This window comes from Streptomyces sp. NPDC050287 (assembly GCF_044459385.1).
Taxonomy (GTDB): domain Bacteria; phylum Actinomycetota; class Actinomycetes; order Streptomycetales; family Streptomycetaceae; genus Streptomyces.
Window position 1 is genome coordinate 619,193 of sequence record NZ_JBITIY010000007.1, and the last position, 23,413, is coordinate 642,605.

Here is a 23,413-nt window from a genome sequence, read left to right on the forward strand (position 1 = left end):
CTTACTTTGTTTAGTTTACCTAACGTGCGCGGGGAGGATTCAATTCCGGTGACCCCAACGTTAGAGGCGAAAAGGGCACCCGGCGCGCTGGTCGCCGGGTGCCCTTCAGGGCCGTACCTACTCGCCGAACGTACTCTCGGTCCCGTTTCTCAGGCTGGTTCGGTCCCGTTCGGTCCCGTTCGGTCCTGCTCAGTCCTCGTTCGGCGACGCCGGGAGCTTGGCCTGGATGAGGTCCATGACCGTCGAGTCCGTCAGGGTGGTCACGTCACCGAGCTGGCGGTTCTCGGCGACGTCCCGCAGCAGCCGGCGCATGATCTTGCCGGACCGGGTCTTCGGCAGCTCGGCCACCGGCAGGATCCGCTTCGGCTTGGCGATCGGGCCGAGGGCGGAGCCGACGTGGTTGCGCAGCTCGGCGACCAGCCCCTCGTCCTCGGCGTTCGCCGTGCCGCGCAGGATGACGAAGGCGACGATCGCCTGGCCCGTCGTCTCGTCCGCCGCGCCGACCACGGCCGCCTCGGCGACCGACGGGTGGGAGACGAGCGCCGACTCGACCTCGGTGGTCGAGATGTTGTGCCCGGACACGAGCATCACGTCGTCGACCCGGCCCAGCAGCCAGATGTCGCCGTCGTCGTCCTTCTTCGCGCCGTCACCGGCGAAGTACTTGCCCTCGAAGCGCGACCAGTACGTGTCGAGGAACCGCTGGTCGTCGCCCCAGATGGTGCGCAGCATCGACGGCCACGGCTCGGTGAGCACCAGGTAGCCACCGCCGCCGTTCGGTACCTCGTTCGCCTCGTCGTCGACGACGGTCGCGGAGATGCCGGGCAGCGGCGTCTGCGCGGAGCCGGGCTTGGCCGCGGTGACACCGGGCAGCGGCGAGATCATCATCGCGCCGGTCTCGGTCTGCCACCAGGTGTCGACGACCGGGGTCCGGTCGGCGCCGATGTGCTTGCGGTACCAGATCCACGCCTCGGGGTTGATGGGCTCGCCGACCGAGCCGAGGACCCGCAGGCTGCTGAGGTCGAACTTCGCGGGGATGTCGTCGCCCCACTTCATGAACGTACGGATCGCGGTGGGCGCGGTGTACAGGATGGTGACCCCGTACTTCTGAACGATCTCCCAGAAGCGGCCCTGGTGCGGGGTGTCCGGGGTGCCCTCGTACATGACCTGTGTCGCGCCGTTCGCCAGCGGCCCGTAGACGATGTACGAGTGCCCGGTGACCCAGCCGACGTCGGCGGTGCACCAGTAGACGTCGGTCTCCGGCTTGAGGTCGAAGACGGCGTGGTGGGTGTACGCGGTCTGCGTGAGGTAGCCGCCGGAGGTGTGCAGGATGCCCTTCGGCTTACCCGTCGTACCGGACGTGTACAGGATGAACAGCGGCTGCTCGGCGTTGAACGCCTCCGGAGTGTGCTCGGCGGACTGCCGCTCGACGATCTCGTGCCACCAGAGGTCGTGGCTGTCGTTCCAGGCGACCTCCTGGCCGGTACGGCGGACCACGAGGACGTGCTCGACGTTGCCGGCCTTCTCGACGGCCTCGTCGACGGCGGGCTTCAGCGCGGACGGCTTGCCGCGCCGCCAGCCGCCGTCGGAGGTGATGACGACCCGCGCGTCGGCGTCCTGGATCCGGGTCGCGAGCGCGTCCGCCGAGAAACCGCCGAAGACGACGGAGTGCGCGGCGCCGATCCGGGCGCACGCGAGCATCGCGATCGCCGTCTCGGGAATCATCGGCATGTAGACGGCGACCCGGTCGCCCTTCTGCACACCAAGCTCCAGCAGGGCGTTCGCGGCCTTGGAGACCTCGTCCTTGAGCTCGGCGTAGGTGATGGCCCGGCTGTCGCCCGGCTCGCCCTCGAAGTGGATGGCCACCCGGTCGCCGTGCCCGGCTTCCACGTGCCGGTCGACGCAGTTGTACGCCACATTGAGCTCGCCGTCCTTGAACCACTTGGCGAACGGCGGGTTCGACCAGTCCAGCGTCTCGGCCGGCTCCTTGGCCCAGGTCAGTCGGCGGGCCTGCTCGGCCCAGAAGCCGAGCCTGTCAGCCTTGGCCTGTTCATACGCCTCCGCGGTGACGTTGGCGTGGGCGGCCAGGTCGGCGGGGGGTGCGAACCTGCGCTCTTCCTTGAGCAGGTTGGAGAGGGAAGAAGTCTCGCTCATCGTCCCGTCTCCTCCTTCAACAGGATGGCCAGGCTTTCGTTGCTCACGGCATCTGCCTTTCCCAGGGTGTCCGTTGTGTCCCAGGCCACAGCTCATCAGACCCGAGGGGCTGGTGACAAGGGTCGACGGGGTAACTGGTTTAGACCTGTCTCGTCCACAGCCCTGGCGGTGCGGGTGTCTCGGTGTCTTGGGTGCCTCGTGTCCTTTGACGGCTGTGGCCGGGTCATTCGTAGTCACGGACGGGGGGTGGGGAGAGTTCAGGGGTGTCGCGGCTTTCACAGTTGGGGGCGGGCGAGCTGGGGCCACGGGCTCGGCGCACGGGGCGAGGCAGCGCTGGGCTCTGGTTACGGGGAGGGGCAGGGTTTGGGTCACGCGTGTGAGTTGGGTGTGGGTGTGGCTGGGCGGCGCGCGCTGACGCGGCTGCTGGTTGGGGCGGGGGTCGGGTTGGGGGGCGGGAGTCGGGAGCCGGGAGTCGGGAGCCGGGAGTAGGGAGTCGGGAGCCGGAAGGGGGTTGAGCGGGGGCGGGGGCGGGATCCGAGCGTCAGGCCAGAGAGAGCGGGGGCGGCCAGGCGGCGGGGCCGGGGCTTCAACCGGAGCTTGCTGGTCGCTCGCCTACGGGGTGCTGACGCCGGAGCTGGAACCGGAGCGGGAGCCTATGCCGGAGCCGGAGCCGGAGCCGGAGCCGGAGCCGGAGCCGGAGCGGGAGCGGGAGCGGGAGCGGGAGCGGGAGCCGGAGCCGGAGCCGGAGCGGCCGCCGGCTCCGACGCCGGGATCGGAGCTGAGGTCGCACACCCTGGCGCCGGCTCCTGCCCGGAGGCCTCACGCCGACAGGCCGGCCGCCCGTACGTGGTGGAAGACGTCCCCGTCCGCTCCGGTGAGCAGATACGCCTGTGCCTCGCCCACGTGGAAGTACATGCCGTGCAGCTCCAGCGCTCCGTCGCGCAGGGCCCGGGTCACCGACTCGTGGGCGCGCAGGTGCTCCAGCTGTTGGACCACGTTGGTCAGGCAGAGCTGTTCCACCACGTCGGCGGGTGCCCGGCCGGCCAGCCGGGCCCACGGCCGGCTGCCGTCGGCCATGCGCTCCAGGCTGGGCAGTGCGTGCCGCAGCCACCGCTTGAGCGGGGTCTGGGCGCCCCCGGGCTCGGCGTTCAGCAGCGCATGCATGGCCCCGCACCCGGAGTGCCCGCACACCGTGATGGAGCGCACCTTCAGCACCTCCACCGCGTACTCGATCGCGGCCGCCACCGAGTCGTCCCCGCTTTCCTGGCCGGGCAGCGGAACGAGGTTGCCCACATTGCGCACCACGAACAGATCACCGGGACCGCTGGAGGTGATCATCGAGGTGACCAGCCGTGAGTCGGCGCAGGTGAGGAACAGCTGGGAGGGCCGCTGTCCCTCGCGCGCGAGCCGGGCCAGCTCACCGCGCACAAGCGGTGCGGTGTGACGCTGGAACGCGCTGATGCCACGCGCCAGTTCATGCCCGCGCGGCTCGCCGGAGACGCCCGCTTCTCCCGGCTGTCCGCCGGGAGCCGGTGCGGACGCGGACTGCGGGCCGTCGCACTGGTGGTTGCGCCAGGGCGTCCACGGGCTGCAACGGCAGCCTGTGGTGCCGGTCGCCGATTCGGCGTCCGTGGCCGAGATCGGGTGGTCGTCCGTGGTTCCGGGTTCGCCGATGCGGACCCCGGTGCGGCGGCCGGTGAGTTCGACGGAGCCGCCCTGAGCGGTGTGTGTCTTCTGCCAGTCCTGCAGCGCCTCGTACGCCGCGTGGTCCATGAAGGAACCGTCCAACTCCACGACGGCGCGGGTACCTTGCGGAACGAGATGCAGGGTCCGGCTGAGGCGGGGCACCGCCAGGAACGTCAACTGGCCTCGTACGTGGACGTGATGGACTCCTTCCTTCTCGTCGTGCGTGATGCGGGTGCGGGTGAGGCGGTGCAGGGAGACGGCGACGGCCACGGCGATGCCGAGCGCCACGCCCTCCAGGACGCCGAGCAGGACCACGCCGAGTGCGGTGACGGCGTACACCAGCACTTCTCGGTGGCGCGTCACCGTGCGGATGTGGTGCAGGGACACCATCTGGATGCCGACGGCCATCACCAGGGCGGCGAGCGAGGCGAGCGGGATGAGCTCCAGGATCGGGACCATCAGCAGCGCGGCGACTACTACGAGAACGCCGTGCAACATCGTGGAGTTCCGGCTGACGGCACCCGCTTGGACATTCGCCGAACTGCGCACGGCGACACCTGCGACCGGCAGCCCGCCGAGCGAGCCGGAGACGATGTTGGCGGCACCCTGACCGAGCAACTCGCGGTCCAGGTCGGCGCGTCCGACGCGGGCCGACAGACCGGGGCGGCCGGACACGAGCTTGTCCACGGCGACCGCGCCGAGCAGCGACTGCACGCTGCACACCAGCGTGGTGGTGACTACGGCGGCGACCAGACCGAGCACCGGACCCTCGGGAAGTCCCGCCAGGGCGTGGCTGCTCCAGGACGGCAGCCCGACCTTGGGCAGGGTCAGTCCGGCGAGCGAGGCGGTGGTGGTGGCCCCGGCGACGGCGACCAGGGCGGCGGGAAGCTTGCGCAGCAGGTGCCCCACCCGGCCGGGAATCCGCGGCCAGAGCAGCAGCAGGCTCAGGGTCAGCACGCTCACCGACACGGCGGCCGGGTGCAGGCCCGCCAACTGGGCGGGCAGGGCGCGGAGGTTGTCGAGGACGGCGCTCTGCGGGGTGCCGCCGAGGACGATGTGCAGCTGGGCGACGGCGATGGTGACGCCGATGCCGGCGAGCATGCCGTGCACGATGGCCGGGCTCACGGCGAGGGCCGTGCGGGCCACGCGCAGGCAGCCGAGGCCCAGTTGGGCGAGACCGGCCATGACGGTGATGGCGCAGGTCGTCCGCCAGCCGTACCGGTGGATGAGGTCGGCGGTGACGACGGTGAGTCCGGCGGCGGGTCCGCTGACCTGGAGCGGGGAGCCGCCGAGCTTTCCGGCGACGAGACCGCCGACCGCGGCGGCGACGAGGCCGGCCTGGAGGGGCGCGCCGGTGGCGAGGGCGATGCCGAGGGACAGGGGGAGGGCGATCAGGAAGACCGCGATGGAGGCCGACGCGTCAGCGCCCGCGATACGGAAGCGGCGGGGCTCGGTCGGCGGTGGGCTGTGGGGCTGGTGGTCGCGTTGGGTCCGACTCGGGTCGGTGGCGTGGGTGGGGACGCAGGCTGACATGTTCCCGTCTCCTCCGGGGCGGCGCGGTCGCGGAACGGCGGCCGTGGGTCACGGCGTACAGCGGCGGGATGAATCAATTCTTGGTAAATGAATCGTAATGCAGAGTAAAGCCACAGCGTGGACTTTCTGGGCAAATGGGCTAACGAATCACCGTAAAGTGCGAATCAATCTTTTGATCGGCTTGTCGTACTAATTCCTTCTTCATCTCATGCGACCTTGGCGGCGCATTACCCGCACACGCCCTCATCGGCGTCGGCCCGAGAGAAGGAAGAAGGTGGGCGGACATGGCCGCCACCCAGAGGATCATCGCGGGCACCGTGGTCGCAGCGGCCTGTGCCGCGTCACTCGCCGGCTGCACGATCGGTACCGACGGTGCCAAGGCAGGGGCCTCGGGCCCACAGAAGGCGAAACCGGTCCAGGCGCCGCCCAAGAGCGTGGTCCGCCTGATCGGCGACGGCTCCACCGCGTACACCGGAGCGCAGCCGCACCTGCCCAGACCCGAACGCCTCAAGCCGGGCCACAAGCCCCCGCAGTTCGTGGTCTTCTCCTGGGACGGCGCGGGGGAGGACGGCCAGAAGCTGTTCTCCCACTTTCGCAAGGTGGCGAAGGCGAACAACGCGACGATGACGTACTTCCTGAGCGGCGTGTACATGCTGCCGGAGGACAAGCGCGACCTCTACCGGCCTCCGCAGCACTCCCCGGGCCGCTCGGACATCGGCTTCAACGACGAGCAGGGCATCGCCGACACCGTGAAACAGCTGCGCCTGGCGTGGCTGGAGGGCAACGAGATCGGCACCCACTTCAACGGCCACTTCTGCGGCAGCGGCGGCGGGGTCGGCGAGTGGTCGGTGGAGGAGTGGAAGGACGAGATCGCCCAGGCGAAGCAATTCGTGAAGTCCTGGAAGACCAACACCGGCATGACGAAGGCCGCCCCGCTGCCCTTCGACTACGACAAGGAACTCGTCGGCGGCCGCACACCCTGCCTGGAGGGCCAGGAGAACTTCGTGCGGGCAGCCGGCGAACTGGGCTTCCGCTATGACACCAGCGGCGTCAACAACCAGGTGTGGCCGAAGAAGAGGCAGGGCTTGTGGGACCTGTCGATGCAGCTCGTGCCCTTCCCCGGGCACTCCTACGAGCAGCTGACCATGGACTACAACTTCATGGTCAACCAGTCCGGCACCGCGACCCAGGGCGACCCCGCGAAACGCGATTTCTGGGGCGACCAGATGCGCGACAGTCTGCTCGACGGCTTCCACCGGGCCTATGACGGCAACCGCGCGCCCCTGATCATCGGCAACCACTTCGAGTCCTGGAACGGCGGCACGTACATGCGGGCCGTCGAGGAGGTCGTCGAGCGGGTCTGCAACAAGCCGGACGTGCGCTGTGTGTCCTTCCGGCAGCTCGCCGACTGGCTGGACGCCCAGGACCCGAAGACCCTGCAGAAGCTGCGTGCCCTGGGAGTCGGCGAGGCCCCGAAGCAGGGCTGGGCGTCCTTCCTGTCGGGCCGCCCGGCCCCGGCCCCGAAGGGCGTGCCCGGGGCGCCGGCTGCCAAGCAGCCGTAGCCGTCAGACGGTTGCCGCGGCGCCCTCACCCAGTACGAAGGAGGGGTCGACCTGTGCCGCCAGGTCGGCCCCGGTGCGCTCATTGCCCCAGGACTGGGCGTTCTTCAGGTGGAAGTGGACCATCTGCCGCGTGTAGCGCTCCCAGTCGCGCAGCGCGTACGTCGCGTCGACGGCCGTCCGCAGCTGGTGCAGGGCGCGGCGGTTGGCGTCCTCCAGGAGCTCGAACCGGGGCGGCCGGCCCTTCTCCAGTGCGCGCACCCAGTCGGAGTGTCCGACCGTCGCGAGCAGGTCCTCCCCGGCCTCGGCGCGGAGGAAGTCGAGGTCGTCCTGCCCTTGCACCTTGTTGCCGACAACTTTCAGGACGACGCCGAAGTCGCGGGCGTGCTCCTTGTACTGGCGATAGACGGAGACCCCCTTCCGGGTCGGCTCGGCGACGAGGAACGTGATGTCGAAGCGGGTGAACATGCCGGAGGCGAAGGAATCCGAACCGGCCGTCATGTCGACCACGACGTACTCGTCGGGGCCGTCCGCCAGGTGGTTCAGGTACAGCTCCACCGCGCCCGTCTTGGAGTGGTAGCAGGCGACCCCCAGGTCGGCGTCCGTGAAGGCACCCGTGACCATCAAACGGACCGCGCCGCCGTCGAGTTCCACCGGCCGCGCACAGGCGTCGTGGACCGGGTTGTCCTCGCGCACCCGCAGCAACCGGGAGCCCTCGCCGGGCGGGGTCGTCTTGATCATCGTGTCGGCGGAGGAGATGCGCGGGTTCGAGCCGCGCAGACAGTCCTTGATCAGTGGCAGGCACTCGCCCATCGCGGGCCATGCGGCCGCCTCCGCCTCGTCCAGACCGAGGGCCGGGCCCAGGTGCTGGTTGATGTCGGCGTCGACGGCGACGACCGGAGCGCCGGTGGCCGCGAGGTGGCGGATGAACAGGGAGGACAGGGTGGTCTTGCCACTGCCGCCCTTCCCGACGAAAGCAATTTTCATGCTTACCGAGAGTAGTGTCGCTATAGCTCTCCGTGGCAGGGTTGCGTGAAGAAGACCACTCCTTCGTGGGGTGCGTGCTCGGGCTGCGTAGGGTCGTACTTATGAGTACGACAGGCGCGCACGCCGATCCGCTCGCCGCCCTGGGCTCGCTGCCCGGTGTGGCCGAGTCCGTGGAATCCGTCCGTAAGTCCGTGGACCGGGTCTACGGACACCGGGTCATGCGGCGTCGCAGCAACGAGATCACCTCCGAGGCGGCCCTGCGCGGTGCTCGCGGCTCGGGGGCGCTGTCCGGTGCGGACTGGGCGCTCGAAGAGGTGCGTCGGCGCTCCGACTTCAGCGGTGACGACGAGGCGCGCGTCATGGGCGCGGCCCTGCGGCTGACCGCCGAGGCGGGCCAGCTGCTGTCCATCTGGCGCCAGTCGCCGCTGCGGGTGCTGGCCCGGCTGCACCTGGTGGCGGCCGCGACCGACGACGACGAGGTCGGGCGTCCGCGCCAGGAGGGTGAGCCGGTCGACGAGCCGCTCATCGAACTGCCGCTGCCGGGTGCGGCCGAGGTCTCGGGCCGCCTCGAAGGCCTCGCCGAGCTGATCATCGCGGGTGGTTCGGCCCCCGCGCTGGTCACGGCTGCCGTCGTGCACGGCGAACTCCTGGCCCTGCGGCCCTTTGTTTCCCACAACGGCCTGATCGCGCGCGCGGCCGAGCGCATCGTCCTGGTCGGCAGCGGTCTGGACCCCAAGTCCGTCTGCCCGGCGGAGGTGGGCCATGCCGAACTGGGCCGCGCGTCCTATCTGGCGGCCCTGGACGGTTATGTCTCCGGCACTCCCGGGGGCATGGCCGCCTGGATCGGCCATTGCGGCCGGGCGATCGAGTTGGGTGCGCGTGAGTCCACGGCGGTGTGCGAGGCGCTGCAGCGCGGGGCGGCGTAGGGGCTACGCGCGCGGGGCGGCGTCACAGACTGCGGAAAAGGGTTGCGGCGGTACGAGAATTCGTACCGCCGCTGGCATGTTCACCGGGGTACCAAGCGTCCTCGAATGGTGCCCATCAGGCCGGGAACTTTGCCCGTCACCTGGTGCGGCTGGCCCGTAATCGACGGGTCGACGTCGCGTGGGTGCCCGGTGTTCATGCTCGGTCCGTGGGGCCAAATGCGTTTCTAAGGTGATCCTCTCGGATGTCCTTGGTCTCGCGGGCCGTTAACCCCTTTGTACTCCAGGACGGAAGCAAGCGGAAGGCCTGGTTGCACTTCTTTACTTTTGGGTTCAAATAGCCGTGAAACAGGCGCCGGTGGAGTTGAATGACCCGTTCTGCGCAGAGGTGGCGGGTCAGGCAGGAGCCGAGCGGCGGCGGTTCGCGTACCAGACGAGGCCCGCGGTGGCTGCCGCGGCGCCTATGGCGGCTACCGCGACGAGCGCCGGTCGGGGAGGTACGGAGAAGGCGGGGAAGCGCTGCTTGAGCCGGACGGGCCGGTGGAAATCGAGAATCGGCCATCCGCGCGCCAGGGCCTCGCGGCGCAGAGCGCGGTCCGGGTTCACGGCATGGGGATGACCGACGGCCTCCAGCATCGGCAGGTCGGTCGCCGAGTCGCTGTAGGCGTAGCAGCGCTCGAGGTCGTATCCCTCGGACCGGGCCAGTTCCTTGACCGCCTCGGCTTTGGTCGGGCCGTACGCGTAGTACTCCACCTCGCCGGTGAAGCAGCCGTCCTCGCCCACCACCATGCGAGTCGCCACCACCCGGTCCGCGCCGAGCAGTTCACCGATCGGTTCGACCACCTCGGCGCCCGACGTGGACACGATCACGACGTCCCGGCCGGCCGTGTGGTGCTCCTCGATGAGGGACGCGGCCTCGTCGTAGATGATCGGATCGATGAGGTCGTGCAGGGTCTCGGCGATGATCTCCTTGACCTGCTGGACGTTCCAGCCGCGCACGAGCGCGGACAGGTACTCGCGCGTGCGCTCCATCTGGTCGTGGTCGAGGCCGCCCACGAGGAAGACGAACTGGGCGTAGGCGGTGCGCAAGGCGGCCCTGCGGTTGATCAGGCCGCCTTGGTAGAAGGACTTGCCGAAGGTGAGCGTGCTCGACTTCGCAATGACCGTCTTGTCCAGGTCGAAGAACGCCGCTGTGCGGGGCAACGAGTGGTTTTCCACAAGCCCGAGCATAGGCGCAGCCCATTCGGCGTAAGGTGGGCGCGTGGGTTTGCCTGAGAGGGCTGTCGGGTACACCATGGAAGTCACGGATCGTTCGCGACCGTGCTAACGCGGTCCGACTCCTCCCCCCCCGAGTCGGCCGTGAAGACGACCCCCGCTCTCCCCCCCGGCGGGGGTCGTCGCATGTCCGGACGCGTTTTTCTCTCCTCCCCCTGGCCGTGAGGCCGAACCGAGGCGGCTGCGGCCGCCTCCTTCGCATGCCCACGCTCCGTCACTGTCCGTAGCTGACGCGGTGCGCTGCGGTGCTCTGCGGAAGTCGCACAGCGGGTGGTACAGGGGTCACCGGTATGGGTGATGGCGATATTCACAACCGTCGAGTTGTCCACAGTTATCGACCAAGATCCACACGATTTCCGGGATCGCTGCACCGTGATTCCAACGCGTCCCGCTGCCGTCGAGTTCATGGCCGGATCCGGTGAGAGCGGGCGGTTCGGCCGGGTTCGTTTCGGCCGTTCATATGGAGGCCTCTTGCCGGTCTCCACGCGTCTGGGAATCGCGGGGCCGCAGGGGCTGCGCGACAGAGGCGGATCCCGGGCCCTCGCCGGCCGCGGGAGACGCAGTGAAGGGGGATGGAGAGGATGGCCGCAGCCGTCACACATGATTCAGCGTCCGCTGCCGGAGGGCGGCAGGGCAAACCGTTGATCGTCACGGAGGACACTGATCTCCTCGATGACCTGCTGCGCCTGTGCGCGGCGGCCGGTGCCACACCGGAGGTCCATCACGGGGTGCCGGAGGGCCGGGGCGGCTGGGAGTCCGCGCCGCTCGTCCTGGTCGGCGACGACGCCGTACGACGAGTGCGGGGGGCCACCCGCAGAAACGGCGTGGTGCTGGTCGGCCGCGACCAGGACGACTCCGGGGTGTGGCGGCGGGCCGTGGAGATCGGCGCCGACCACGTCCTGATGCTCCCCGACGGCGAGCAGTGGCTGGTCGACCGCATCGCCGACGTGGCCGAAGGCGTCGGCCGGCCCGCCCTCACCGTCGGCGTCCTCGGCGGCCGAGGCGGGGCCGGAGCGTCCACGCTCGCGTGCGCCCTCGCCGTCACCTCCGCGCGTGAGGGAATGCGCACACTCCTGGTGGACGCCGATCCGCTGGGCGGCGGACTCGATGTCCTTCTCGGCGGCGAGACGGCCGAAGGGCTGCGCTGGCCCGCCTTCGCCGCCTCCCGCGGGCGCGTCGGCGGCGGCGCCCTGGAGGAGTCGCTTCCCCAACTGCATTCGCTGCGCGTACTCAGCTGGGACCGTGGTGACTGCGTCGCCGTCCCGCCCCAGGCAGTCCGGGCGGTGCTCGCCGCGGCCCGTCGCAGGGGCGGCACGGTTGTCGTGGATCTGCCCCGCCGTATGGACAACGGGGTCGCCGAGGTCCTCGCCCAGCTCGACATGGGAATTCTCGTGGTCCCCGCCGAACTGCGGGCCGTCGCGGCGGCCGGCCGGGTGGCCGCCGCTGTCGGCATGGTCCTGCGCGACCTGAGGGTCGCCGTACGCGGCCCGTACGCCCCCGGACTCGACGACCGCGAAGTCGCCAGGCTGCTCGGGCTGCCACTCGCCGGAGAAGTGCCGGTGGAGGCCCACCTGCTGCGCCCGCACGGAGGCAGGACACCTCCCGGCGCGGCCGGACGGGGACCGCTGGCGCGCTTCTGCAAAGGGTTCTGGGAGCGGGCGTTGCTGGAGGCGAGGGCGGCATGAGTACACCGTCGGAGCTTGCGGGGGGCCGTCGGGGCTCGTGGGCGGGGTCGCTCGCCGGTGGGCGGGGGGCGATGGGATCGGGACGGGCGGATGGAGCTCTCGGGGCGATGCCCTCGGGACCGGCGGATGGTGCGCGGGGGCGGACGCCCTCGGGCTTGCGCGATGGCCTGCCCGGGGTGCCGCCGGGGCTGCTGGACGGCGTCCGGCAGTGGCTTGCCGAGAGTGGGCGCGAACCGACGCCCGCGCGGGTGGCACAGGCGCTGCGCGAGCAGGGGCGGGTGCTCGGGGACGCCGAAGTCCTGTGCGCTGCCGAACAGTTGCGGTCCGAACTGGTCGGCAGCGGGCCGCTGGAACCGCTGCTCGCGGACCCGTCGGTGACCGATGTGCTGGTGTCCGCCCCTGACCGGGTCTGGGTGGACCGGGGCGGCGGACTGGAACTGACCGCCGTCTCCTTCGCGGACGCCGCGGCCGTACGACGGCTCGCGCAGCGCCTGGCCGCGGTGGCCGGACGCCGGCTCGACGACGCACGGCCCTGGGTGGACGCCCGGCTGCCCGACGGAACCCGGTTGCACGCGGTGCTGCCCCCGGTGGCCGTCGGCTGTACCTCGCTGTCCCTACGGGTCGCCCGGCCGCGCGCATTCACACTCGACGAGCTGGTGGCGGCGGGCACGGTGCCGCCGGGTGGGGACCTGGTGCTGCGCGCGCTGATCGAGGCGGGGCTGTCCTTCCTCATCAGCGGTGGTACGGGCAGTGGCAAGACGACGTTGCTGAGCGCCCTGCTGGGGCTCGTCGAGCCGGACGAACGGATCGTGCTCGCCGAGGACTCGGCGGAGCTCAGGCCGGAGCATCCGCACGTCGTACGGCTGGAGAGCAGACCCGCCAACCAGGAGGGCGCCGGCCTCGTCACCCTCCAGGACCTGGTGCGACAGGCACTGCGGATGCGGCCGGACCGGCTCGTCGTGGGCGAGGTGCGCGGGCCCGAAGTGGCCGCCCTGCTGGCCGCGTTGAACACCGGCCACGGCGGCTGCGGAACGGTGCACGCGAACGCGGCCGCGGACGTACCGGCCCGGCTGGAGGCGCTGGGCACGGCCGCGGGCCTGGACCGGGCGGCCCTGCACAGCCAGGTGGCCGCCGCCTTGTCCGTCGTCCTGCACCTCGTCCGTGACCGGGCCGGACGACGCCGGATCGCCGAGGTGCACGTGCTGGACCGTGATCCGTCAGGCCTGGTGCGAACGGTGCCGGCGCTGCGGTGGGGCGCGGATGCGTTCGCGTACGAGGAGGGCTGGGAGCGGCTGCGGGCTTTGCTCCGCGCCGAGGCCCCTGGAGGGGGACGGGGCGGTGATGGCTCTGGAGAGGGACGCGGCGGTGAACGAGGTGTGTGAGGGATTCCGGTGGGGGTGGCGTGACCGTCGGGACGAGTGCGGCAGCGGCAGGAGTGACGCGGTGATCGAAGGGTGCGCGATGGCGGTGGGGGTGGCGCGGTGAGCGGAGCGAGCGTGATGACGGCGGGGGTCGTGGTGAGCGGGATGAGTGCGGTGCCGGATGTGGTGACCGCGGCGTGTGTGGGGGCGGTTGTCTGGTGGGTGGGTGGCCGGCGCTCCGGGGCGCGGCGGGCGCAGTTGTTGCTCGCGGGTGGTGGAGCGGTGGGGGTCGGGCCGCCTTCCTGGCGGCAGCTGTCGGGCGAGCTGCGGCGCATCTGCGAGCGGCTGCGGGCCGAGTGGTGGTCGGCGGTCGCCGGGCTGGCGCTGGCGGTGCTGGGGGCCTCGGTGCTGCCGGCCGTCGCGGGGCTGGCCGGAGTGCCCTTGTTACGGCGGGTGCGACTGGCCAGGGAGGCCAGGCGCGCCAGGGCGCGCCGGGGAGACGCGGTGATCGCGCTGTGCGGCGCGCTCGCCGGGGAGGTGCGCTCGGGGCGGCAACCGGGCGAGGCGCTGTTGCGGGCCGCCCAGGACTCCGGTGGGCTCGGTGACGCGCAGGCGGCGGTACTGGCGGCGGCGCGGTTCGGCGGAGATGTCCCGGGAGCGCTCGCGTCGGCGGCGCGGCAACCGGGCGCCGAGGGGCTGCGGGCTCTGGCCGCTTGCTGGCGGGTGGCCGTGGACCAGGGCGCCGGCCTCGCAGCCGGACTCGACCGGCTCGAAGGGGCATTGCGTGCCGACCGTGACCGACGAGCGGACCTGCGCGCCCAGTTGGCCGGTGCCCGGTCGACAGCGGTGATGCTCGCCGGTCTGCCCGCCCTGGGTCTCCTCCTCGGCACCGCTCTCGGCGCCGACCCTCTCCACGTGCTGCTGCACACCGGCGCCGGACTGGGGTGCCTGCTGGCCGGGGCCGCGCTGGAGGGCCTCGGGATGTGGTGGGCGACGCGGATCGTGCGGGGAGCGGAGGCGACATGAGCGCGGAAGTTGTCCACAGGCTGGGGGTTGCCATGGGGGCGGCGCTCGCCCTCGGGTGCCTGCTGCTGTGGGCGGGGACGGTACGGCACGAACGGAGGACGCGCCGGCGGCTGACCGCGCTGCTGCCTGTCTCCCAGCAGGCCCGCGTCAGACCACGCTTCGACCTACGGGAGTTGGCGCGGCGATGGCTTCCGCCGACCGGCGTGGCGTGCGCCGCGTGGGTGCTGGTCGGAGGTGTGGCCGGTGCCGTGGCCGGGCTGGTCGTGGCCGCTGGGCTGTGGCGGTGGCGTCTTCGGCAGGTGTCCGGTACCGGCGCTGGCGCCGGTATCGGACCGGATGCCGATACCCGGGAGGCGGCACGGCAACTACCGCTCGCCGCCGATCTGTTGGCGGCCTGTATCACGGCGGGTGCCGGGCCGGTGATCGCGGCGCAGGCCGTGGGCGAGGCTCTCGGCGGTCCGGTCGGGGCGGCGCTGGCGCGTGGCGCGGCGGAGGTACGGCTCGGCGGCGAACCGGGCGAGGCATGGAGACGGCTCGCCGCGACGCCGGGCGCGGGCGCCCTCGCACGACTGCTGGAACGGGCCGACGTATCCGGGCTTCCGGCGGCCGCACCGGTCGCCCGGCTCGCCGCCGACGCCCGTGCCGACTGGACCCGCACCGCGACAGCACGGGCACGGCGGGCGGGCGTGTTGATCACCGCGCCGGTGGGGCTGTGCTTCCTGCCCGCGTTCATCACGGTCGGTGTGCTGCCCGTGGTGATCGGGCTGGCCGGCGGGGCGCTGAGAGGGGGTGGTGGATGACGGAACGCGCGAGTGTCGGCGGGCAACCGGCGAGGAGCAGTGAGCAGCGGTCGTAGCCAAGAGGCTGCAGGAAACGGCCGTAGACAGTCAGCAGTCAGAAGCCAGAAGCCAGCAGTCAGAAGCCAGAAGCCAGAAGGCAACGGAACGGATCCTCACGGGGGTTGAGATGTACAAGGCGGTACGGGCGCGGTTGCGTGTCCTGGTGTGCAGGGCGCGTGCGGCGCGCAGGGACGCGGGAATGGTCACCTCGGAGTACGCCATGGGAATCGTGGCTGCGGTGGCGTTCGCGGTGGTCCTTTACAAGGTGCTCTCCAGCGGTGAGGTCAGCGCGGAGTTGCAGGGCATCGTGAGGCGGGCTCTCCATGCGCAGATGTGAGAGGGAGCTGGGCAGGAAGTCGACGGAGAGGTTCAGCAGGCGCTCGGACCAGGGGTTCGTCACCGCGGAAGCGGCCGTGGTGCTACCCGTGCTGGTGATGTTCGCGATGGCGCTGGTGTGGGCGCTGCTGGTCGTGGCCGCGCAGATCCAGTGCGTGGACGCGGCACGCACCGGCGCCCGCGCGGCGGCCCGCCAGGACCCGGCCGACGCGGTCGTCGAGGTGGCCCGAGGAGCAGCACCGCGCCACGCGAGGGTCACGGTCGGCAGGGAGGGTGACCGGGTCCGGGTCACCGTCGTGGCGGAGTCCCCGGTACTGCGCGGCCTCCCCTTCGAAGTACGGGAGGAGGCCGTGGCGTCGGTGGAGGAGAGCGCGGGGAAGAGCGGCGAGGAGACCGTGGGGGAGGAGAGGTGAACGCTTGCTGCTCGGCTCGCCTTCGAGTGACGGTCCGGGATGCGGTCCGGCGGTTCGCCGCGCCCGGTGGGGACCGCGGCTCCGCGACCGTCTGGAGCGTCGCCGTGATCGCCGTCCTGTGTGTCGTGTTCGGCGCGGTGCTGGCCATGGGGCAGGCCATGGTCGCCCGGCACCGAGCCGCAGGAGGCGCGGATCTCGCGGCACTCGCGGCCGCGGACCACTGGGCGGACGGCGATACGGCGGCCTGCGCCCGCGCAGACCGCGTGGCACGGGCCCAGAGCGCCCGGCTGGTGCGGTGCGTGGTCGTGGGGGAGATCTCCGACGTGACGGCGGCGTCGGGACAGGGACCGTTCGAGGCGGAGGTCAGGGCGCGGGCGGGTCCTGCGGAGCAGGAGCCGGCGCCGGCCCCGGGGCAGGAGCCGATCCTGGCGACGCCCTCAGCGGGCACAGCGAGGTCGCCGCGTGCGGGCGCAAGGTGGGCTCTCCTTGCGGACGCGGCCGGGGCGCCCCGCGCGGACCCAGCCCTGTTGCACCCCGCAGGCACAGCAGGGCTGCCCCCAGTCTCTCTGGCCCTCCCTAGCCCTAGTCTCTCTGGCCCTCCCTAGCCCTCCGACGCCCCCTGCGGACGGACCAGCGCCGTCCCGTCCTCCCGCTCCCCCGGCGTCCCCTCCGGACGCGTCAGGGCCACCCCCTCCGGCTGCTCCTCCGGTGCGGCCCGCAACAGCACCGTGAGCAGTCGTACGGCCCCCCGTTTGTGCAGCGGATCGTTGCCGTTGCCGCACTTGGGGGACTGGATGCAGGAGGGGCAGCCGGCCTCGCACTCGCAGGAGGCGATGGCCTGGCGGGTGGCGGTGAGCCAGGCGCGGGCGGTGTGGAAGGCGCGCTCCGCGAAGCCCGCGCCGCCGGGGTGGCCGTCGTAGACGAAGACGGTCGGCAGGAGCGTGTCGGGGTGCAGGGGAATGGACACGCCGCCGATGTCCCAGCGGTCGCAGGTCGCGAAGAGGGGCAGCATGCCGATCGACGCGTGTTCGGCCGCGTGCAGGGCGCCCCCGAGGATCTCCGGGTTGATCCGGGCCTCGTCCAGCTGATCCTCGGTGACCGTCCACCACACGGCGCGTGTGCGCAGCGTACGAGGAGGGAGGTCGAGTTTCGTCTCGCCGAGCACTTCACCGGTGATGAGCCGCCGACGCAGGAAGGAGACCACTTGGTTGGTGACCTCGACGGAGCCGTAGCACAGGCGTCCGGCGCCCCAGGGGACCTCGATGTCGGTCTCCAGGACGGAGATGGCCGTGGTGTCGCGGGCGACCGTGGCGTACGAAGGGCTGGCCTGCTCGACCAGGGCGACCGAGTCCTCCAGGTCCAGGGAGCGGACCAGGTAGGTGCGGCCCTGGTGCAGATGGACCGCGCCCTCGTGGACGGTCGAGTGCGCGGCGCCCTCGTCGACCGTGCCCAGCAGGCGGCCCGTCCCGGCCTCGACGACCTGGACCGGCCGGCCGCCTCCGCCGCGGATGTCGGCGAGGTCGGCGGCCCGCTCCCGGCGGGTCCAGTGCCAGGCCTTCGTACGGCGGCGCAGCAGTTTCGCGGCCTCCAGCTGCGGGAGCAGCTCCTCGCACGCCGGGCCGAACAGCTCAAGGTCCTCCTCCGTCAGCGGGACTTCCGCGGCGGCCGCGCACAGGTGCGGGGCGAGGACGTACGGGTTGTCGGGGTCGAGGACGGTGGACTCGACGGGCTGGTCGAACAGGGCCTCGGGGTGGTGGACGAGGAAGGTGTCCAGGGGGTCGTCGCGGGCGATCAATACGGCGAGGGCGCCCTGGCCGGCGCGGCCCGCGCGGCCCGCCTGCTGCCACAGGGAGGCGCGCGTGCCCGGGTAACCGGCGATCAGTACGGCGTCGAGGCCGGAGACGTCGATGCCGAGTTCCAGGGCCGTCGTCGCGGCGAGGCCGAGGAGCTCGCCGGAGTGGAGCGCCTGTTCCAGGGCGCGGCGTTCCTCGGGGAGATAGCCGCCGCGGTAGGCCGCGACACGCCGGGCCAGGGAGCGGTCGACCTCGGCGAGGCGTTCCTGGGCGATCACCGAGATCAGCTCGGCGCCACGCCGGGAGCGTACGAAGGCGACCGTACGGATGCCCTGGACGGCGAGATCGGTGAGCAGGTCGGCCGTCTCAGCGGTGGCCGTGCGGCGGACCGGCGCGCCCTTCTCGCCCTGCATCTCGGTGAGCGGGGGCTCCCAGAGGGCGAACACCAGTTCACCGCGGGGAGAGGCGTCGTCCGCGACCTCGAGCACGGGGAGGCCGGTGAGGCGGCCGGCGGCCACCGAGGGCTCGGCGGCGGTCGCGGAGGCCAGCAGGAACACCGGAGAGGCGCCGTAGCGGGCGCAGAGGCGGCGTAGCCGGCGCAGCACCTGGGCGACGTGCGAGCCGAACACGCCCCGGTAGGTGTGGCACTCGTCGATGACGACGTACTTCAGGGACCGCAGGAAGGAGGACCAGCGGGCGTGGGACGGGAGTATGCCCCGGTGCAGCATGTCCGGGTTGGTCAGCACGTAGTTGGCGTACTGGCGGACCCATTCGCGTTCTTCCACCGGCGTGTCGCCGTCGTAGACCGCGGGTCGGACGGAATGGCCCAGGGATTGTGAAAATTCCTTCACCGAGCGGCACTGGTCCGCCGCGAGTGCCTTCGTGGGCGCCAGGTAGAGGGCGGTGGTGCCGCGGCCGTTCGGGGCCTCGGAGCCGTCCAGGAGGGTGGACAGGACCGGCATGAGGTAGGCCAGGGACTTGCCCGAGGCCGTGCCGGTGGCGACGACCACCGACTCGCCGTCCAGGGCGTGCTCGGCCGCGCGTGCCTGGTGGGCCCAGGGATGCTCGATACCGCAGGCCTGCACGGCTGCGATGACCTCGGAGCGGATCCGGTCCGGCCAAACGGCATGGCGACCCGCACGCGGGGGCAAGTGCTCCGTATGAGTGATGCGCGAAGCCCGGTTCGGCCCCGCGGCGAGCCGGTCCAGGACCGTGCTCGGCGTGAGCCGGGAGACGGGCTGCGCCGAGGGTCGATCGGATTGGTGATTCTTGGCCATTGGCACCGAGTGTGTCACTGGCGTGACGGACAATGGGACCAAGGCGTCGTGTACGCCTGCCGGTAAGTGATTGAATGCCATCGCGGCTGGCGAACCGTCCTGGGGGCTTCAAGCCGAGGTGTCCCGAGGGGCGACCGCTCGATAGCAAGGTGCTGGAGGATCCGTGGACCTGTCCCTGTCGACCGAAACCGTCGGCGATCGCACGATCGTCAGGGTCGGTGGCGAAATCGACGTATATACCGCGCCCAAGCTGCGCGAGCAGCTGGTCGAGCTGGTGAATGACGGCAGTTTCCACCTTGTCGTCGACATGGAGGGCGTGGACTTCCTCGACTCCACCGGTCTCGGCGTGCTGGTCGGCGGACTGAAGCGGGTGCGGGCTCATGAGGGCTCGCTGCGCTTGGTCTGCAACCAGGAGCGCATTCTCAAGATTTTCCGTATCACCGGCCTCACCAAGGTGTTCCCGATCCACACCTCGGTCGAGGAAGCGGTGGCGGCCACCGACTGACCACCGTTCCGGGCGCGGCCCAAGGATCCGCGCCCGGCACGGCCGACGTTGAACAAGGGGGCCGGCTTTCGGCAGCCCGGTCCACCACCGCACGCCCGTAGTTCCGAGGGGGATGCATGGCCACCGTTGAACTCCGCTTCAGCGCGCTGCCCGAGCACGTCAGGACCGCCCGACTGGTGGCGGCAGCGGTGGCGCGCAGGTCCGGAGTGGACGAGGCCGTTCTCGACGAGGTCAGACTCGCGGTCGGCGAGGCCTGCTCCCGTGCCGTCGGACTGCACCAGAACAGCGGCATCACGGCACCGGTGAAGGTGTTGCTGATCGAGGAGGAGAAACAGTTCTCCATCGAGGTCGGCGACGAGGCGCCGCGGCACGCTCCCGGTGACCGGGCACCCGGCGCCACCGGCGACGACCCCGACGCCGAGACCGAGGAGGACGAGATGGGCCTCGCGGTCATCAGTGGCCTCGTCGACGACGTTGAGGTCACCGCCGGAGAACACGGCGGCTCGATCCGTATGACCTGGCCGACCACCTCGCCCGTCGCGGTGCTTCCCTGACGCAACAGACGTCAGCCGCCGTCACTGACGCACCCCGAATCTCTTCGGAGGGCCCTGCTGAGCAGGGCCCTCCGTTGTTTTTGTTGCCTTTTCAAGAGCATTTTGAATTCGTGAAGTAATTCACGAGCAATTTCCGATCATTGGATGAGCCGAAAATGCTTTCGACGCATTACCGGCGTGTCGGCAGGGTGTAGCAGATTCCGGTTGCCGCGTACTGTTTTGATCAGGAACAGATCTCTAGAATCCGTCCACCATCTTGAGCTCAGCCCAAGCGTCAAGGAGGACGAATGGCGGGGCTTTCTTCCCCACTTCAGTTGGACCACTCCACGGCCCTCGCGGCAGCGGTCCTGACCGACAGCAATCGAGTCCTCGTGTCGGTGATCGGCGCCGTGGCTCTCGCCGCCCTCGTGGTGGCGGGCGTCCTGGTGCGCCAGGTGCTCGCCGCGGGCGAGGGAACCGACAGCATGAAGAAGATCGCAGCCGCGGTCCAGGAGGGCGCGAACGCCTATCTGGCCCGACAGTTGCGCACCCTCGGCGTATTCGCCGTGATCGTGTTCTTCCTGCTCATGCTGCTGCCCGCGGACGACTGGAATCAGCGTGCCGGGCGGTCGGTGTTCTTCTTGATCGGCGCGGCGTTCTCGGCGGCCACCGGCTATATCGGCATGTGGCTCGCCGTACGGAGCAATGTGCGTGTCGCGGCCGCCGCGCGCGAGGCGACCCCGGCGGCGGGTGAACCGGAAAAGGATCTCACCGCCGTCTCGCACAAAGCCATGAAGATCGCTTTCCGTACGGGCGGCGTCGTCGGCATGTTCACGGTGGGGCTCGGTCTGCTGGGTGCCTCCTGCGTGGTGCTGGTGTACGCGGCCGACGCGCCGAAGGTCCTCGAGGGCTTCGGTCTCGGCGCGGCCCTCATCGCCATGTTCATGAGGGTCGGCGGCGGCATCTTCACCAAGGCCGCCGACGTCGGCGCCGACCTGGTCGGCAAGGTCGAGCAGGGCATCCCGGAGGACGATCCGCGCAATGCCGCGACCATCGCCGACAACGTGGGCGACAACGTCGGCGACTGCGCCGGCATGGCGGCCGACCTCTTCGAGTCGTACGCCGTGACCCTGGTCGCCGCGCTGATCCTCGGCAAGGCGGCCTTCGGCGACGCCGGGCTCGCCTTCCCGCTGCTCGTCCCCGCGATCGGTGTGATCACCGCGATGATCGGCATCTTCGCCGTGGCCCCGCGGCGCGCCGACCGCAGCGGCATGTCCGCGATCAACCGCGGCTTCTTCATCTCCGCGGTGATCTCGCTGGCGCTGGTGGCGATCGCTGTCTTCGTCTATCTCCCCGGAACCTACGCCGATCTCGACGGCGTCACCGACGCGGCGATCCGGGGCAGGGACGGCGACCCGCGGATCCTCGCGCTGGTAGCGGTGGCGATCGGCATCCTGCTCGCGGCCGTGATCCAGCAGCTGACGGGCTACTTCACCGAGACAAGCCGCCGTCCGGTCAAGGACATCGGCAAGTCCTCGCTGACCGGCCCGGCCACCGTCGTCCTCGCCGGTATCTCGGTCGGCCTCGAATCGGCCGTCTACACCGCCCTGTTGATCGGCCTCGGTGTGTACGGGGCGTTCCTGCTCGGCGGTACGTCCATCATGCTGGCGCTGTTCGCGGTGGCGCTGGCCGGCACCGGCCTGCTCACCACGGTCGGCGTGATCGTCGCGATGGACACCTTCGGGCCGGTCTCCGACAACGCCCAGGGCATCGCCGAGATGTCCGGCGACGTCGAGGGCGCCGGCGCCCAGGTGCTCACCAACCTGGACGCGGTCGGCAACACCACCAAGGCCATCACCAAGGGCATCGCCATCGCCACCGCCGTCCTGGCGGCGTCGGCGCTCTTCGGGTCGTACCGCGACGCCATCACCACCGGCGCGCAGGACGTGGGACAGAAGCTGTCCGGTGCGGGCGCGCCGATGAGCCTGATGATGGACATCTCCCAGCCCAACAACCTCGTCGGCCTCATCGCGGGTGCCGCGGTCGTCTTCCTCTTCTCGGGGCTCGCGATCAACGCCGTGTCGCGGTCGGCCGGTTCCGTGGTCTACGAGGTGCGGCGGCAGTTCCGCGAGCATCCCGGGATCATGGACTACAGCGAGAAACCGGAGTACGGCAAGGTCGTCGACATCTGCACCAGGGACGCCCTGCGCGAACTCACCACGCCCGGGCTGCTCGCCGTACTGGCACCCATCTTCATCGGTTTCACGCTCGGCGTCGGCGCTCTCGGCTCGTTCCTGGCGGGCGCGATCGGGGCGGGCACGCTGATGGCGGTGTTCCTCGCCAACTCCGGTGGCGCGTGGGACAACGCCAAGAAACTCGTCGAGGACGGCCATCACGGCGGCAAGGGCAGCGAGGCCCACGCCGCCACGGTGATCGGCGACACGGTCGGCGACCCCTTCAAGGACACCGCCGGTCCGGCGATCAACCCCCTGCTGAAGGTGATGAACCTGGTGGCGCTGCTCATCGCGCCCGCGGTCATCAAGTTCAGCTACGGCGACGACAAGAACGTCGGCGTACGGATCGCGATCGCGGTGCTCGCCTTCCTGGTGATCGCCGGCGCGGTCTACGTCTCCAAGCGGCGCGGGATCGCCGTGGGTGACGAAGACAACGCCGACCAGGAGTCCAAGTCGGCTGATCCGGCGGTGGTTTCCTAGCCGGGCAGGCCGGAGCCCAGCTCACAGGGCGGGCGGGAGGCGCGCGATGTCGCGTCTGTCGCCCGCCTGTTGTGCGTGCGCCGTCATCGTGAGCCTTCTCTCGCTTGGTGCGAATCACCACAAGGCATAACGAATGCGTCAGCTGTCACGCGGCCGTCGTCCCCATGCCGTGTATGTTCCGGGGCCGAGAGCCATGGAAGGGACCAATCCGGTGAACAAGAAGCTCGCGGCCGCACTGTCCGGCGGTGCGGTACTGGTACTGGCGCTGACGGGATGCAGCAGCGACGAGGGAAACAAGGAACTGGACGCCTGGGCCAAGAAGGTCTGCGACCCGGTACCGGCTCAGAACACGAAGATCTCCGCGGCCTATGACGCCATCACCAAGGCGGCCAAGGACACCACCAGCACGCCCGAGGAACTCCAGAAGACCGACTCCCAGGCCTTCCAGGACCTGGCCGAGGGCTACAAGGCGCGTGCGGACGTCATCGACAAGGCCGGGGCGCCTCCGGGCGTCGAGGGCGGAGCGACGAAGCAGCGGGACGCCGTCACGAAGCTCACGTCGCTCTCCACGGCGTACGCCGACCTGAAGAAGAAGGTCGACGAGCTCGACACCAAGAACCAGGGGAAGTTCGCGACGGGCCTGAAGACGGTGTCCGCCGAGATGAAGCAGATGGAGAGCCAGCGCAACAGCGCGCTCACCGCACTGAAGAACCTGGAGCAGGGCGACACCAAGCAGGCGCTGGCCGAGCAGACGGGCTGCAAGCAGGCGACCACGTCGGCCCCGGCCACCAAGAGCTGACTCACCCCGCGGAGGGCG

General features: G+C 70.7%; 18 protein-coding genes and 1 pseudogene. 13 read left to right on the forward strand and 6 right to left on the reverse strand.

Annotation, left to right across the window (positions count from 1 at the left end; genetic code table 11):
* Nucleotides 1-189 precede the first annotated feature (189 nt).
* The 3 genes from acs to ACIBK3_RS27930 all read right to left on the reverse strand — a co-directional run bounded on the left by acs (nt 190) and on the right by ACIBK3_RS27930 (nt 5,370).
* Nucleotides 190-2,151 carry an acetate--CoA ligase gene (gene acs / locus ACIBK3_RS27920; protein WP_399369904.1) on the reverse strand — a complete coding sequence of 654 codons (1,962 nt, stop codon included), beginning with the start codon at nt 2,149-2,151 and terminating at the stop codon, nt 190-192.
* Nucleotides 2,152-2,763: 612 nt separating this feature from the next.
* Nucleotides 2,764-2,943, reverse strand: coding sequence for a hypothetical protein (locus tag ACIBK3_RS27925; RefSeq protein ID WP_399369906.1), 180 nt, complete (start codon nt 2,941-2,943; stop codon nt 2,764-2,766).
* Between the two features lie 27 nt (nt 2,944-2,970).
* The gene (locus ACIBK3_RS27930) at nt 2,971-5,370 is read right to left on the reverse strand and encodes a bifunctional SulP family inorganic anion transporter/carbonic anhydrase (RefSeq protein ID WP_399369908.1); all 2,400 of its coding nucleotides are present in this window, start codon (nt 5,368-5,370) and stop codon (nt 2,971-2,973) included.
* Between the two features lie 284 nt (nt 5,371-5,654).
* Between ACIBK3_RS27930 and ACIBK3_RS27935 the strand changes: the two genes are divergently transcribed.
* A complete protein-coding gene (locus ACIBK3_RS27935) occupies nt 5,655-6,932 on the forward strand; it encodes a hypothetical protein (RefSeq protein ID WP_399369910.1) in 1,278 nt (425 codons plus the stop codon).
* A gap of 3 nt (nt 6,933-6,935) precedes the next feature.
* On the opposite strand, the gene ACIBK3_RS27940 is transcribed toward ACIBK3_RS27935, so the two are convergent.
* Nucleotides 6,936-7,916, reverse strand: a complete 981-nt coding sequence (locus ACIBK3_RS27940) for an ATP-binding protein (RefSeq protein WP_399369912.1) — start codon at nt 7,914-7,916, stop codon at nt 6,936-6,938.
* 101 nt (nt 7,917-8,017) lie between these two features.
* Here ACIBK3_RS27940 and ACIBK3_RS27945 point away from each other — a divergent pair, with 101 nt between their 5' ends.
* Complete coding sequence (locus tag ACIBK3_RS27945) at nt 8,018-8,842, forward strand: oxidoreductase (protein WP_399369914.1); 825 nt, start codon at nt 8,018-8,020, stop codon at nt 8,840-8,842.
* Between the two features lie 393 nt (nt 8,843-9,235).
* Here ACIBK3_RS27945 and ACIBK3_RS27950 read toward each other — a convergent pair whose 3' ends face one another.
* Nucleotides 9,236-10,069, reverse strand: a complete 834-nt coding sequence (locus ACIBK3_RS27950) for an HAD family hydrolase (protein ID WP_399369916.1) — start codon at nt 10,067-10,069, stop codon at nt 9,236-9,238.
* A gap of 617 nt (nt 10,070-10,686) precedes the next feature.
* Here ACIBK3_RS27950 and ssd point away from each other — a divergent pair.
* The 7 genes and pseudogenes from ssd to ACIBK3_RS27985 form a co-directional block, all read left to right on the forward strand.
* Entirely contained in the window at nt 10,687-11,799 is a 1,113-nt protein-coding gene (ssd, locus tag ACIBK3_RS27955) for a septum site-determining protein Ssd (protein WP_399369918.1), read from the forward strand.
* 107 nt (nt 11,800-11,906) lie between these two features.
* Entirely contained in the window at nt 11,907-13,181 is a 1,275-nt protein-coding gene (locus ACIBK3_RS27960; protein ID WP_399369920.1) for a TadA family conjugal transfer-associated ATPase, read from the forward strand.
* Nucleotides 13,182-13,325: 144 nt separating this feature from the next.
* The gene (locus ACIBK3_RS27965) at nt 13,326-14,186 is read left to right on the forward strand and encodes a type II secretion system F family protein (protein WP_399370016.1); all 861 of its coding nucleotides are present in this window, start codon (nt 13,326-13,328) and stop codon (nt 14,184-14,186) included.
* On the forward strand, nt 14,183-14,986 hold the full coding sequence (locus ACIBK3_RS27970) for a type II secretion system F family protein (RefSeq protein ID WP_399369922.1): 804 nt from the start codon (nt 14,183-14,185) through the stop codon (nt 14,984-14,986). Before ACIBK3_RS27965 ends, ACIBK3_RS27970 begins: the two co-directional genes overlap by 4 nt.
* 166 nt (nt 14,987-15,152) lie before the next feature.
* A complete protein-coding gene (locus tag ACIBK3_RS27975; protein WP_399369924.1) occupies nt 15,153-15,362 on the forward strand; it encodes a DUF4244 domain-containing protein in 210 nt (69 codons plus the stop codon).
* Nucleotides 15,349-15,774, forward strand: coding sequence for a TadE family type IV pilus minor pilin (locus ACIBK3_RS27980; protein WP_399369926.1), 426 nt, complete (start codon nt 15,349-15,351; stop codon nt 15,772-15,774). Before ACIBK3_RS27975 ends, ACIBK3_RS27980 begins: the two co-directional genes overlap by 14 nt.
* 26 nt (nt 15,775-15,800) lie before the next feature.
* A pseudogene (locus tag ACIBK3_RS27985) lies at nt 15,801-16,184 on the forward strand (Rv3654c family TadE-like protein); the annotation flags it as partial.
* 191 nt (nt 16,185-16,375) lie between these two features.
* On the opposite strand, the gene ACIBK3_RS27990 reads toward ACIBK3_RS27985, so the two are convergent.
* Nucleotides 16,376-18,925 carry a DEAD/DEAH box helicase gene (locus ACIBK3_RS27990; RefSeq protein WP_399369928.1) on the reverse strand — a complete coding sequence of 850 codons (2,550 nt, stop codon included), beginning with the start codon at nt 18,923-18,925 and terminating at the stop codon, nt 16,376-16,378.
* 82 nt (nt 18,926-19,007) lie between these two features.
* Here ACIBK3_RS27990 and bldG point away from each other — a divergent pair, with 82 nt between their 5' ends.
* The 4 genes from bldG (at nt 19,008) to ACIBK3_RS28010 (ending at nt 23,395) form a co-directional block, all read left to right on the forward strand.
* Entirely contained in the window at nt 19,008-19,349 is a 342-nt protein-coding gene (gene bldG, locus ACIBK3_RS27995; RefSeq protein ID WP_006132569.1) for an anti-sigma factor antagonist BldG, read from the forward strand.
* 116 nt (nt 19,350-19,465) lie between these two features.
* A complete protein-coding gene (locus tag ACIBK3_RS28000) occupies nt 19,466-19,903 on the forward strand; it encodes an ATP-binding protein (RefSeq protein ID WP_399369930.1) in 438 nt (145 codons plus the stop codon).
* 287 nt (nt 19,904-20,190) lie between these two features.
* Nucleotides 20,191-22,596 (forward strand): sodium-translocating pyrophosphatase, encoded by a 2,406-nt coding sequence (locus ACIBK3_RS28005; RefSeq protein ID WP_399369932.1) that lies wholly within the window; start codon nt 20,191-20,193, stop codon nt 22,594-22,596.
* A 193-nt stretch (nt 22,597-22,789) separates the two neighbouring features.
* Nucleotides 22,790-23,395 (forward strand): small secreted protein, encoded by a 606-nt coding sequence (locus ACIBK3_RS28010; RefSeq protein ID WP_399369934.1) that lies wholly within the window; start codon nt 22,790-22,792, stop codon nt 23,393-23,395.
* Nucleotides 23,396-23,413: the final 18 nt, after the last annotated feature.